We start from the raw sequence: 12,848 nt of genomic DNA, 5'->3' as shown, positions 1-12,848 counted from the left end.
AGGACCAACTCTGGCCGCTGTCAACGAATTTGCCCTCAGGAGGCCAGATGTCCCCGCATGCCCCCGCCCGGCGCCGCGTCCGTCGTCCCGTCGTGGCGGGCGTTCCGCTCGCCGTGGCGGTCGCCCTCATGGCGGCCGGTACGGCTTCCGGAGCCCCTTCCGGGAGCGGGGCCGCCCATGTCACCCGCACGGCGACACTGGGCGACATCCCGCTCGGCGCGTTCAGCAACGCGCTGCTGCCCGGATCGGTGGACAACGACCGGGGAGTGGACCTCGGCGGCATCGGCAGCGACATCTACCCGGCCGGCCGCAAGGGCGAGTACTGGACGATCACCGACCGCGGTCCCAACGGTCAGATCAAGGTGAGCGGGACGAAGCGCCGTACGTTCCCGGTGCCCGGTTTCGACCCGGCGATCGTGAAGATCCGTGTCTCCGGGGACACGGTGAAGGTCCTGGACGCCATCCCGATCACCACGTCCTCCGGGAGGGGCGTCACGGGGCTGTCGAACCAGCAGGGACGCGACGAGGCGCCGTACTCCTACGACGCGCAGACGCCGCTGTCGTACAACCCGAACGGGCTGGACACCGAGGGCATCGTGCGGGCCGGGGACGGATCATTCTGGCTCGTCGACGAGTACGGGCCCTCCCTGGTGCATGTCTCCGCGCGCGGGAAGGTGCTCACGCGGTACGTGCCGAAGGGGCTGCGTCTGGCCGGGGCCGACTACCCGGTGGTGGAGGCGCTGCCGGCGGTCCTGCTGCACCGGAAGATCAACCGCGGCTTCGAGGGGCTGGCCCAACTGCCCGGTGGAGACCTGGTGATGGCCCTGCAGAGCCCGCTGTCGCTGCCGGACGGTGACGCCGGGAACGCGTCGCTCAACACCCGTCTGCTGCGCTTCTCCACGAAGAAGAAGGCAGTCACGGCAGAGTACGCGTACCGCTTCGACCCGGTGAACGTGGTCGACCCCAGCGAGGACGACACCTCCGAACTGAAGATCTCCTCGGTGGTCGCCGTGGGCGACGACCGGCTCCTGGTCGAGGAGCGCACCGACAAGGCCGCCCGGCTCCAACTCGTGAAGCTGGAGCGGAAGTCGAACATCCTGGGCGGTCGCTACGACGACGACACGACATCCCCGTCGCTGGAGCAGCTCGACGACCCCGCCGCCGCGGGCGTCCCGGTGCTGGCCAAGAAGCTGGTCGTGGACCTGGGGACCGTTGCCGGGGTGCCGCAGAAGATCGAGGGCATCGCGCGCGTGGACCACGACACGCTCGCCCTGATCAATGACAACGACTTCGGGATGACGGACGGCGCGGGCGCGTTCGACGCACAGGGGCGACTGGTCGACAGCGGTATCGAGACGACCCTGGTGTACCTGAAGCTCCCCCACGGCATCTAGGAGGCGTCGGCTCCTGAGGGAACTAGCCGAGCAGGGACGGGAGCAGCGACTGGATGTCGCTCGGGATCTCGCTCGGCAGTTCCGAGGGGAGTTTCGAGGGAAGCGCCGTCGGGAGCTTGGTCGGCAGGCTGGTGGGGAGTTTCGTCGGGAGGCTCAGGGACGGGCTCTTGCTCGAACTGCTCTCCGCCGGCTGCTTCTTGTCCGGTGAGTCGTGTCCCCCGAAGACCATCAGCGCGACGGCGACGACGGCTCCTGCCGCCACGATCACGGTGAGCAGGACGAACAGCGGTCGGGGGCGCCTGCGGGGCGGCGGTTCGTAGTCTCCGTAGCCCCCTCCCGATCCGTGCCCGAAGTCTCCGGGAGGCGGTCCGAAGCCGCCTCCTTGAGGCGGGGTGGCGTCCGGTGGCCCGGGCGGTCGCGGCGGTACGGGCGGCATGGCCATACCGTCAAGAGTCGCCTCGTGGAGGTCATGGCGCGACCCCCGCGCGGTGGTTGATACGGACTCATGCCATGGATCGCATGATTCCGGAGCATTCCGTGCGGGGGTCGGTCACAAAGAGGACCTCACGACAACCGAGGGCGAACTCACGAGCGCCGACGGGCTCGCGAGTGACGCACGCGTGCGTGCCGTCAGCCGCGTGCTCCCAGGAGGTGGTCCATGGCGAGCTGGTCGAGCTGCTCGAAGGCCATCCCGCGCTTGGCGGCGGCCTCCACGTCGAAGTCCTCGAACGCCGAACGGTCCGCGAGCAGCGCCTTGAGGCCGTCGGCCGCGGTCCGCTGCGCCAGCTCGTCCAGACGCGAGGCGCGCAGCGCCTCCTGGACCACCGGGTCGGCGCGGAAGGCGGCCGAACGCTCCTTCAGGATCAGGTAGTTGCGCATGCAGCCGGCCGCGGACGCCCACACGCCGTCGAGGTCCTCGGTGCGCGGCGGCTTGAAGTCGAAGTGCTTCGGGCCGGCGTAACCGGCGCTCTCCAGGAGGTCGACCAGCCAGAAGGCGGCACGCAGGTCGCCGTTGCCGAAGCGCAGGTCCTGGTCGTACTTGATGCCGGACTGGCCGTTGAGGTCGATGTGGAAGAGCTTGCCCGCCCACAGGGCCTGGGCGATGCCGTGCGGGAAGTTGAGCCCGGCCATCTGCTCGTGGCCGACCTCGGGGTTGACGCCGTAGAGCTCGGGGCGCTCCAGGCGCTCAATGAACGCGAGGGCGTGGCCGACGGTGGGGAGCAGGATGTCGCCGCGGGGCTCGTTCGGCTTGGGCTCGATGGCGAACTTCAGGTTGTAGCCCTGTTCGGTGACGTACTCGCCGAGGAGGTCGAAGGCCTCCTTCATGCGGTCGAGCGCGACCCGTACGTCCTTGGCGGCGCCGGACTCGGCACCCTCGCGGCCGCCCCAGGCGACGTAGGTCTCGGCGCCCAGCTCGGCGGCGAGGTCGATGTTGCGGATCGTCTTGCGCAGCGCGTAGCGGCGCACGTCGCGGTCGTTCGCGGTGAACGCGCCGTCCTTGAAGACCGGGTGCGTGAAGAGGTTGGTGGTCGCCATCGGCACCTTCATGCCGGTCGCGTCGAGGGCCTCGCGGAAGCGCTTGATGTGCGCCTCGCGCTCGGTGTCCGAGGACCCGAAGGGGATCAGGTCGTCGTCGTGGAAGGTCACACCGTGGGCGCCGAGCTCGGACAGGCGCTGCACCGTCTCGACCGGGTCGAGGGCGCGGCGGGTGGCGTCGCCGAACGGGTCCCTTCCCTGCCAGCCGACGGTCCACAGGCCGAAGGTGAACCTGTCCTCGGGGGTGGGCTGGTAGTTCATGACGCGGCTCCTTGTTGCTTCGCTCCGACTATTTCGTCATGGCGGTTTACAAATTAGTATGCCGGAGCGTCCCTGGGAAGGGACAATGTGTCTCCGGGCGGAGACACATGCCGCACACAAGGGAGAAACCCGATGTCAGCAGCCGAGGGTCCGCTCGTCGTCGGCGTGGATTCGTCCACGCAGTCCACCAAGGCACTGGTCGTCGACGTGTCCACCGGCCGGATCGTCGCGAGTGGCCAGGCGCCGCACTCCGTCTCCTCGGGGGCGGGCCGGGAGAGCGACCCCCGGCAGTGGTGGGACGCCCTGTGCGAGGCCCTGCGCCAGTGCGGGGACGCGGCCCACGAAGCGGCGGCGGTGTCGATCGGCGGCCAGCAGCACGGCCTGGTCACCCTGGACGCCCAGGGCGAGCCGGTGCGCCCGGCCATGCTCTGGAACGACGTGCGGTCGGCGCCGCAGGCCACTCGTCTGATCGAGGAACTGGGCGGTCCGAAGGCCTGGGCGGAGCGCACCGGCAGCGTTCCCGGAGCGTCCTTCACGGTCACCAAGTGGGCCTGGCTCGCCGAGCACGAGCCGGAGTCGGTGCGGGCCACGGCGGCCGTTCGTCTCCCCCACGACTACCTCACCGAACGGCTCACCGGCCAGGGCACCACCGACCGCGGCGACGCCTCCGGCACCGGCTGGTGGGCCTCGGGGACCGAGTCGTACGACGAGGAGATCCTCCGGCATGTCGGGCTCGACCCTGCGCTGCTGCCCCGGGTGGTACGACCGGGCGAGGTGGCGGGGACCGTGCGGGACTGCCACGATCTGCCGTTCTCCAAGGGCACTCTCGTCGCCCCCGGAACCGGCGACAACGCGGCTGCCGCGCTGGGCCTCGGGCTCCGCCCCGGCGTGCCCGTGCTCAGCCTCGGCACCTCGGGCACGGTGTACGCGGTGTCGAAGCACCGCCCCGCCGACCCGTCCGGCACGGTCGCGGGCTTCGCCGACGCGCACGGCGACTGGCTGCCCCTGGCCTGCACCCTGAACTGCACCCTCGCCGTGGACCGGATCGCGGCCCTGCTCGGCCTGGACCGGGAGGCCGTGGAACCCGGCACGTCGGTCACGCTGCTCCCGTACCTGGACGGCGAGCGCACCCCGAACCTCCCCAACGCCTCGGGCCTCCTGCACGGCCTGCGTCACGACACCACCGGCGGCCAGCTCCTCCAGGCCGCCTACGACGGTGCCGTACACGCGCTGCTGGGCGCACTCGACCTGGTCCTCGACGAGGACGCGGACCGCACCACGCCGCTGCTGCTGATCGGCGGGGGCGCGCGCGGCACGGCCTGGCAGGAGACGGTACGGCGGCTGTCGGGGCGTCCCGTCCAGGTGCCCGAGGCGAAGGAACTGGTCGCACTGGGTGCCGCCGCACAGGCCGCGGGCCTGCTGACCGGCGAGGACCCGGCCGCGGTCGCCCGGCGCTGGAACACGACCGCCGGGCCGGTGCTGGACGCCGTGGAGCGTGACGAGGCGACGTTCGCCAGGATCTCCGGGGTACTCTCCGACGCGGCTCCGCTGCTCGAACGCGACCCGAGCGGCCGTTGACGCACACCGATCGAGAACTACCGATCGAGGACTGAGGGAGGCATGACCGCACCGCTGCACGAGGCACACCCCGCCGGGCCCGGGCGTGCCCTGCCCGACACCCAGCAGGGCATGCGCCGCCGCAACCTCGCCCGGGTGATGCACACGGTGAGCGCCGAGGGCCCCCTCTCCCGTGCGGCCGTCGCCTCGCGCATCGGGCTGACCCGTGCGGCGGTGTCGACACTCGTGGACGAGCTGATCCGGTCGGGCCTCCTCGAAGAGCTGGGCCCCGAGCGGCCCGGCCGGGTGGGCCGCCCCGGATCGGCACTCGCCGTCAGCGGGCGCGGTCCTGCCGGGATCGGCGCGGAGGTCGGGGTCGACCATCTCGCGGTCTGCGCCGTCGATCTGCGCGGCGAGATACGGGCCCGGGCGGTGCGGCACGGTGTGAACCGCGGCCGTTCCCCCGAGCCGGTACTCGCCGAACTCACCGCGCTGGTACGGCAGGTCGTGGCCGAAGCGGACGCGGAGGGCCTGTGGCCCGCCGGGCTCGCGGTCGCCGTGCCCGGTCTGGTGGCCCGCGACGGTCGTACGGTCGTCCGCGCCCCGAACCTCGACTGGCACGACACCGATCTCGGCGCCCTGCTGCCCGCCGAACTCCCGCCCACTGTGGACAACGAGGCCAACTTCGGCGGGCTCGCCGAACTCTGGCTGGGCGAGACCACCCCGCGCGACTTCCTGCATGTCTCGGCCGAGATCGGTATCGGCGCGGCGATCGTGGTGGACGGCGGGCTGCTGCGCGGAACTCGGGGATTCGCGGGCGAGTTGGGGCATGTACCGGTGCGTCCGGACGGGCCGGAGTGCGCGTGCGGTGGGCGCGGGTGTCTCGAACAGTACGCGGGCGAGGAGGCGGTGCTGCGCGCCGCCGGCCTTGAGCCCGGCGCGGACCGGGTCGGTCTGCTGGCCACCCGCGCCGCCGACGGCGACGAGGCGGTACGACGTGCCCTGCACGACGCGGGTACGGCGCTCGGCATCGCGCTGACCGGCGCGGTCAACCTGCTCGATCCGCAACTGGTGATGCTGGGCGGCGCCCTGTCCGGGCTCGCGCCCTGGCTACTGCCTTCGCTGGAGGCCGAGTTGGCGCGCCGCACGGCGGGCCCGGCCTGTCCGGTGTCGGTGTCGCGGCTGGGTCCCGAGGGTCCGCTGCTGGGGGCCGCGCACTCGGTGGTGCGGGCCGTGCTCGACGATCCGGCGGCGGTGGCCGAACGAGCTCACCGAGCCGACCGAGCTGTGGACAACGTGGCCGAACAGGCCTGAAACACAACGGACTTCACTCGGCCTTCGCTCGTTCGGGTGACCGGGTTTTCCACAGCTCCGCCGTCGTCCACGGAAGCACACGACGCCCTACTGCCCAACCCGCAAGCGCCGTACCGTGATTCACGCGAGGCGCAGCCGTCGTGATGTCAGAACGGCGGACAGGTGAGGGTGGACAGGGGGGATTCACGTGTCGGGGGCGACAGTTCAGGGCCTGCGGCGGGATGCCGTCGGGCTGCGCGAGGTCCTTTTCCAGAGCGTCACGGCCATGGCGCCGGCCGCTGCGGTAGCCGCGTCGATCCCGTCGGGCGCGGCCTTCGCGGGCGGCAGTCTGCCGCTGTCGGTGCTGATCGCGCTGGTGGCCTGCTTGTTCACCGCGTCCTGCGTGGCGGAGCTGGCCCGGGAGTTGCCCGCCGCCGGTTCGGTCGCCACATACGCGGCGCAAGGACTGCACCCGACCGTCGGCTTCCTGGTCGGCTGGGGCTATGTCTTCGTGGAGGCACTGGTCCCACCGCTGCTGCTCCTCCAACTCGGCTTCACCACGGCGGGCACCCTGCACCAGGAGTGGTCCTCGTATCCGGAGAGCCTGTGGTGGCCGTGGGCGCTCGCGGGCGCGGCGATCATCGCGGCGGCGGGCTGGTTCGGAGCGCGCGCCTCCGCCCGCTTCGGCACGGTCCTCGGGGTCTTCGAGATCCTCGTCTTCCTGGTGTTCGCCGTGTGGCTGATCGGCAAGGCCGGCAGCGCCAACACCCTGTCGGTGTTCGGTACTTCGCATACGGCCAAGGGCTACTCGGGGCTCGGCGGGGTCTTCGCCGGTTCGGTCTACACGGTGCTCGCGTTCGCCGGATTCGAGGCGGCCGCACCGCTCGCCGAGGAGACCCGGGACCCGCGCCGGACGATGCACCGCGCGGTGCTCGGCGCCGCCCTCGGTATCGGCCTCTTCTACGTGCTGACCACGTATGCGATGACGGTGTACTTCGGCCCGGACCGCTTCGCCGGATTCGGTGCCTCCGGAGCCGCGTCCTGGGAGGGGGTGGCCCGCGCGTCGTTCGGACTGTTCTGGGTCCTGGTGTTCCTGGCCGTGGTCAACTCGACCATCGCCAATGCCAACGCGTGCGCCACCGTCTCGACGCGCACCGCCTTCGCCCTGGCCCGGATCCGGGTACTCCCCCGCGTCCTCGCGACGCTGCACCCCCGCCACCGCTCCCCCGTCGTCGGAATCGCCGTGCAGACCGTCGTCGCGGTGGGCGCCGTACTGGGTCTCGGCCTCGGCTACGACCCGGTGACCGCGTTCCTCCTGCTGGCCACGGTGATCGTCACGGTCGTCATCGGCGTCTACATCGTCGTGAACCTGGCCTGTGCGGGCTACTTCCTGCGCCGCAGACGCGAGTTGCTCAAGCCGGTACGGCACCTGCTGATGCCCCTCCTCGGGATCGTGGCGTTCGTCCCGGCCCTGCTCACCGCCGCAGGCCTCCCGGTCTTCGACTTCGTCACCGAGCTGACCACTCCCGTCTCCTACGCCGGACCGGTCGTCGGCGTCTGGATGGCGGCAGGCGTCGCCGTGCTGCTGGTTCTGCTGCGGCGTCACCCCGAGCGAATAGCCGAGACCGCCCGTGTCCATCTCGACGAAACCGCCGCCGGCGGTCCTCCTCAGAACGGAGCAGTACAGCCATGAACGACCCCCGGATCCTGACGGTGCGGCCCGAACCGGGCGAGTACGCCTGGACGTTCGGCGGTGCGCCGCCCATGGCGCGCATCGCGCCCGGCACGGTCCTAGACCTGTACACGGAGGATTGCTTCGCCGGGCGGGTGCGGTCCGAGAAGGACCTGGTGTCCGAGGTGTGCGAGTTCCCGTTCCTCAACCCGCAGACCGGCCCCTTCCATGTGGAGGGCGCGGAGCCGGGCGACACCGTCGCCGTGCACTTCGTGTCGATCGAACCGGCCCGCGACTGGGCCGCCTCGACCACGGTCCCCCTCTTCGGCGCGCTCACGTCGACGCACACCACGGCGACACTTCAGCCGCCGCTTCCGGAGACCGTCTGGATCTGGCAGTTGGACCGCACCCGCCGTACGGCGTTGTTCCGCGCGCGGGACAGCGACATCGAGATCGAGCTGCCCATGGACCCGATGCACGGCACGGTGGGCGTGGCCCCCGCCAACCTGGAGGTGCGGTCGGCGCTGGTGCCCGACGCGCACGGCGGGAACATGGACACGCCCGAGATGCGGGCCGGAGTCACCTGCTACCTCGGGGTCAACGTCGAGGGCGCGCTCCTGAGCCTCGGTGACGGGCACGCCCGGCAGGGCGAGGGCGAGACCTGTGGTGTCGCGGTCGAGTGCGCGATGAACACCGTGGTGATCGTGGAGCTGCTCAAGGGCGTCGCGACTCCCTGGCCGCGCATCGAGTCGGACACGCACATCATCTCGACGGGTTCGGCACGCCCGTTGGAGGACGCGTTCCGCATCTCGCAGCTCGACCTGGTGCACTGGCTCGTGCGGGACTACGGGTTCAGTGAACTGGACGCCTACCAATTCGCGACCCAGGCGGTCGAATCGCCGTTGGCCAACGTGTGCGACACCAACTACACCTGCGTCGCCAAGATCCGCAAAGAGTGGCTGCCCGCGCGCGAGACTCACCGAGGGCTGCACGCGCGGTTGCGTGAGACCGCGGCGGCCCTCCGCCACTGAACCGAAAGGCGACCCGACCATGGAACGGGCAACACCGCTCCCGAGCAGGCGATGGCTCCTGAAGGGCGCCGCACTCGCCGCCGTCCCCTACGCGTTACTCCCCGCCCCACAGGCCGACGCACAGCCGCAGGCCGTCGACTACCCGTCGGCCGAGTGGCAGCCGGCGACCTCCTCCAACTACACGGCGTCCAGCCGCCCCAGCAGCTATCCCGTCGACTACGTGGTCATCCATGTCACCCAGGAGACGTACTCCTCGACGCTGTCCATCTTCCAGAACCCGAAGAAGAAGGTGTCCGCGCACTACCTCGTACGGTCGGCCGACGGGCATGTCGCGCAGTGCGTCCGGGAGGCCAACATCGCCTGGCACGCGGGAAACTGGGACTACAACACCCGCAGCATCGGTATCGAGCACGAGGGCTGGGTGGATCAACCCGCGTACTTCACCGACGCGCTCTACGAGCAGTCGGCCAGGCTCACGGCGGCGATCTGCGCGAAGTACGGGCTCCCCAAGGACCGGTCCCACATCATCGGGCACTACGAGGTGCCGGGCACCGACCACACCGATCCGGGGCCGAACTGGGACTGGACTCGCTATATAAGGCTGGTCACTTCGGTCTGACAGGGCCGGTCACTTCGGTCTGATCCGCACCGGGCCGGAGTCCGATCCGGGGCTCCTCCACGCCTGATCCGACCGGGATGTGCCGCGTTCGGACCGGCCCGGTCGAAACGGTTGTCCGTACCCTTCCCCGGAGTGACGATGTCCGCAGGCGTTTCCCCGCCGTATCGCGGGCGTGTCACCGCTGTATCGCGGTACTCGCGACGCCGTATCGCCTTCCTGGGAGGCCGAGTTGACCGATCCATGGGTGGCCCTGGAGCCGGGGGCCGACCCTGCCGAGCGGGTGCGGGTGCTGCGCCGGGCGCACGAGACGTTCGCCGTGGCGGGCACGGTGCCGCCGCCGGTGCGCGCGGTGGTGGCGGATTCCTGGCGGCGTTCGGCACGTGCCGGTGTCGGTCCCGAGGGCACGGCGAACGTGGAGCTCACGGACGGCGACCTGGGCGTCTATCGCGCACAGCATCCGCTGGCGCGGGTGATGCCGCTGATCCGGGAGCTAATGGGCACGTTCGCCGCGGACGGCGAGCATCTGCTCGCGGTGTGCGACGCGCAGGGCAGGCTGTTGTGGGTCGAGGGGCATCCGGCGACCCGGCGGAAGGCCGGCCGGATGAACTTCGTGCCGGGTGCGCGCTGGGCGGAGAGCGCGGTCGGCACGAACGCGCCGGGTACGGCCGTCGCCGTGGACCGGCCGGTGCAGGTGTTCGCTGCCGAGCACTTCATCCGGCGGGTGCAGCCGTGGACGTGTGCGGCGGCTCCGGTGCACGATCCGCGCACCGGGCGGGTCCTCGGTGCCGTGGACATCACCGGTGGGGACGGTCTGGCGCATCCGCACAGCCTGGGCTTCGTGCAGGCGGTGGCGCGCGCCGCCGAGTCCCAGTTGGCGCTGCTCGCCCCGGAGCAGACGTCGGTGGACGGACCCGAGCTGTCCGCGCTCGGTCGGGACGAGGCCCAACTGTGCTTCGACGGGCGGAAGATGAGGCTGAGTCGTCGGCACAGCGAGATCCTGGTGCTGCTGGCCCGGCATCCCGAGGGACTGACCGGCGACGAGTTGCTGTGCGCGCTGTACGAGGACGAGTCGGTGCCGCCGGTGACGCTGCGGGCCGAACTGGCCCGGCTGCGCAGGCTGTTGGGACCGGGTCTGCTCGCCTCGCGTCCCTACCGGCTCACGTTGCCGGTCGAGTCCGATGTGGCGATCGTCGAACGGCGACTGGAAGGAGGTGCGGTGACGGGAGCCGCGACGGCGTACACAGGTCCGTTGCTGCCGGGTTCGCAGGCCCCGGCGGTGGTACGGCTCAGGGCCCGCCTCGCGGACGGCCTCCGCACGGCGTTGATCGCCCGCCGCGACCCCGACCTGCTGGCCGACTGGGCACACGCGCCGTGGGGCGAGGACGACCTCGACGTATGGCGGGCGCTGGCGGCGATACGTCCGACGGCACAGGTGCGCTCCCGACTCGCGGCCCTGGAGTCGGAGTTGGCGGCACCGGGAATGTGGTCCCGCGGGACCAACCGCTGAGGTACCTCACGGGAGGCGCCGCAACGTACATGCAACGTCCCGCTCCCTAGCCTCGCGCCGAGAGCTGCCCAACGGCGGGCAGCGCTGCTCCGGGAGGCACATCAGCATGACCCGTTACGCGGCACCCGGCACCGAGGGCGCGATCGTCTCCTACCAGGCGCGCTACGACCACTTCATCGGCGGCGAGTACGTGCCGCCGGCTCGCGGGCAGTACTTCGAGAACCCGTCCCCGGTGAACGGGCAGCCGTTCACGGAGATCGCGCGCGGTACCGCGGAGGACGTGGAGCGGGCGTTGGACGCGGCGCACGCCGCCGCGCCGGGCTGGGGGCGCTCCTCGGTGACCGAGCGTTCCGACATCCTGCTCAAGATCGCCGACCGGATGGAGGCGAACCTGGAGACGCTCGCGGTCGCGGAGAGCTGGGAGAACGGCAAGCCGATCCGCGAGACCCTCGCCGCCGACATCCCGCTCGCCATCGACCACTTCCGCTACTTCGCGGGGGCGATCCGGGCGCAGGAGGGTTCGCTGGGCGAGGTCGACGACGACACGGTGGCGTACCACTTCCACGAGCCGCTCGGGGTCGTGGCGCAGATCATCCCGTGGAACTTCCCCATCCTGATGGCGACTTGGAAGCTGGCCCCGGCGCTCGCGGCGGGCAACGCGGTCGTCATCAAACCGGCCGAGCAGACCCCCGCGTCCATCCACTACTGGATGAGCCTGATCGCGGACCTGTTGCCGCCGGGTGTGGTGAACATCGTCAACGGCTTCGGCGTCGAGGCGGGCAAGCCGCTCGCGTCCAGCCCCCGCGTGGCGAAGGTCGCCTTCACCGGCGAGACCACCACGGGGCGGTTGATCATGCAGTACGCCTCCGAGAACATCAAGCCGGTCACGCTGGAACTGGGCGGCAAGTCGCCGAACATCTTCTTCGACGACGTGTCGTCGGCGAACGACGACTTCCTCGACAAGGCGCTCGAAGGCTTCACGATGTTCGCGCTCAACCAGGGCGAGGTGTGCACCTGCCCGTCCCGAGCGCTCGTCCAGCGCGGCCACTACTCCGACTTCCTCCAGGCGGCCGTCGCCCGCACGGAGTTGATCAAGCCGGGTCACCCGCTCGACACCGACACGATGATCGGCGCCCAGGCCTCCAACGACCAGCTGGAGAAGATCCTCTCCTACCTGGACATCGGCCGGCAGGAGGGCGCGAAGATCCTCACCGGCGGCGAACGCCTCGACTACGACGGCGAGTTGAAGGGCGGCTACTACGTCCAGCCGACGATCTTCGAGGGCGACAACCGGATGCGGATCTTCCAGGAGGAGATCTTCGGGCCGGTGGTCTCGGTGACGTCGTTCGACGACTTCGACGACGCGATCAAGGTCGCGAACGACACGCTGTACGGTCTCGGCGCCGGTGTGTGGACCCGGGACATCAACACGGCGTACCGCGCGGGCCGGGCGATCCAGGCGGGCCGGGTGTGGACGAACTGCTACCACGCGTACCCGGCGCACGCGGCGTTCGGCGGCTACAAGCAGTCCGGCATCGGCCGTGAGAACCACAAGATGATGCTGGAGCACTACCAGCAGACGAAGAACCTGCTGGTGAGCTACTCACCGAAGAAGCTCGGCTTCTTCTAGGCCCGGAAGAAAGGGTGCCCGACCGGGGAGAACTCCCGTCAGGCACCCTTTTCCCCAACCGATCAAGCAGCGAGGAGGAATCTCCCTCTAATCCCGTTTCCTCCCGCCGCTGTCCAACCTCTGCCCAGCCGCTCCGGAGCATTTCCGGACCGGATCCGGGACAAGCAGTCTCCATCCGGCACCGTTGGTTCCTCCCAAGTGAACCTGCCCTGCCGCTACAACTTCACCGCCTCGACCCCCGCCACCGGAGACCGGAGCGATGGCCGCACAACGTCCGAGACCATGATTCGCACCGGTCACCAAAGCAATCTCATCGATCGTCATGAACCGTTCCTCCAGCACACCCTG

At 70.5% G+C, this 12,848-nt stretch carries 10 protein-coding genes; 8 read left to right on the top strand and 2 right to left on the bottom strand.

Annotation, left to right across the window (positions count from 1 at the left end):
• The first annotated feature begins 47 nt into the window (after positions 1-47).
• On the top strand, positions 48-1,394 hold the full coding sequence (locus ACWIHT_RS15520; protein ID WP_456168350.1) for an esterase-like activity of phytase family protein: 1,347 nt from the start codon (positions 48-50) through the stop codon (positions 1,392-1,394).
• 22 nt (positions 1,395-1,416) lie between these two features.
• Here ACWIHT_RS15520 and ACWIHT_RS15515 read toward each other — a convergent pair whose 3' ends face one another.
• Together ACWIHT_RS15515 and xylA are read right to left on the bottom strand one after the other, a co-directional pair.
• Positions 1,417-1,836 carry a hypothetical protein gene (locus ACWIHT_RS15515; RefSeq protein ID WP_456168348.1) on the bottom strand — a complete coding sequence of 140 codons (420 nt, stop codon included), beginning with the start codon at positions 1,834-1,836 and terminating at the stop codon, positions 1,417-1,419.
• Between the two features lie 188 nt (positions 1,837-2,024).
• Entirely contained in the window at positions 2,025-3,191 is a 1,167-nt protein-coding gene (gene xylA, locus ACWIHT_RS15510) for a xylose isomerase (RefSeq protein ID WP_456168346.1), read from the bottom strand.
• A gap of 132 nt (positions 3,192-3,323) precedes the next feature.
• Here xylA and xylB point away from each other — a divergent pair, with 132 nt between their 5' ends.
• The 7 genes from xylB to exaC all read left to right on the top strand — a co-directional run bounded on the left by xylB (position 3,324) and on the right by exaC (position 12,500).
• The gene (gene xylB, locus ACWIHT_RS15505; RefSeq protein ID WP_456168344.1) at positions 3,324-4,769 is read left to right on the top strand and encodes a xylulokinase; all 1,446 of its coding nucleotides are present in this window, start codon (positions 3,324-3,326) and stop codon (positions 4,767-4,769) included.
• Positions 4,770-4,811: 42 nt separating this feature from the next.
• Positions 4,812-6,062: an ROK family protein gene (locus tag ACWIHT_RS15500; protein WP_456168342.1), complete on the top strand. Its 1,251-nt coding sequence runs from the start codon at positions 4,812-4,814 to the stop codon at positions 6,060-6,062.
• Between the two features lie 187 nt (positions 6,063-6,249).
• On the top strand, positions 6,250-7,734 hold the full coding sequence (locus tag ACWIHT_RS15495) for an APC family permease (protein ID WP_456168340.1): 1,485 nt from the start codon (positions 6,250-6,252) through the stop codon (positions 7,732-7,734).
• Complete coding sequence (locus tag ACWIHT_RS15490; RefSeq protein WP_456168338.1) at positions 7,731-8,744, top strand: acetamidase/formamidase family protein; 1,014 nt, start codon at positions 7,731-7,733, stop codon at positions 8,742-8,744. The genes ACWIHT_RS15495 and ACWIHT_RS15490 overlap by 4 nt, the downstream gene beginning before the upstream one ends.
• Positions 8,745-8,763: 19 nt before the next feature.
• Entirely contained in the window at positions 8,764-9,363 is a 600-nt protein-coding gene (locus ACWIHT_RS15485) for an N-acetylmuramoyl-L-alanine amidase (RefSeq protein ID WP_456168337.1), read from the top strand.
• A gap of 229 nt (positions 9,364-9,592) precedes the next feature.
• Entirely contained in the window at positions 9,593-10,870 is a 1,278-nt protein-coding gene (locus tag ACWIHT_RS15480) for a GAF domain-containing protein (protein WP_456168335.1), read from the top strand.
• A gap of 106 nt (positions 10,871-10,976) precedes the next feature.
• The gene (gene exaC / locus ACWIHT_RS15475; RefSeq protein ID WP_456168333.1) at positions 10,977-12,500 is read left to right on the top strand and encodes an acetaldehyde dehydrogenase ExaC; all 1,524 of its coding nucleotides are present in this window, start codon (positions 10,977-10,979) and stop codon (positions 12,498-12,500) included.
• Positions 12,501-12,848 lie beyond the last annotated feature (348 nt).

It is taken from the genome of Streptomyces sp. NPDC002276, assembly GCF_053891435.1.
The sequence above is the reverse complement of the archived record's forward strand: the minus strand, read 5'-3'. Positions and strand labels throughout refer to the sequence as shown.

Excerpts from the sequence above, each read along its gene's own strand:
- ACWIHT_RS15520 (WP_456168350.1), top strand. The coding sequence starts at position 48 with ATGTCCCCGCATGCCCCCGCCCGGCGCCGCGTCCGTCGTCCCGTCGTG.
- ACWIHT_RS15515 (WP_456168348.1), bottom strand. The coding sequence starts at position 1,836 with ATGGCCATGCCGCCCGTACCGCCGCGACCGCCCGGGCCACCGGACGCC.
- xylA (WP_456168346.1), bottom strand. The coding sequence starts at position 3,191 with ATGAACTACCAGCCCACCCCCGAGGACAGGTTCACCTTCGGCCTGTGG.
- xylB (WP_456168344.1), top strand. The coding sequence starts at position 3,324 with ATGTCAGCAGCCGAGGGTCCGCTCGTCGTCGGCGTGGATTCGTCCACG.
- ACWIHT_RS15500 (WP_456168342.1), top strand. The coding sequence starts at position 4,812 with ATGACCGCACCGCTGCACGAGGCACACCCCGCCGGGCCCGGGCGTGCC.
- ACWIHT_RS15490 (WP_456168338.1), top strand. The coding sequence starts at position 7,731 with ATGAACGACCCCCGGATCCTGACGGTGCGGCCCGAACCGGGCGAGTAC.
- ACWIHT_RS15485 (WP_456168337.1), top strand. The coding sequence starts at position 8,764 with ATGGAACGGGCAACACCGCTCCCGAGCAGGCGATGGCTCCTGAAGGGC.
- exaC (WP_456168333.1), top strand. The coding sequence starts at position 10,977 with ATGACCCGTTACGCGGCACCCGGCACCGAGGGCGCGATCGTCTCCTAC.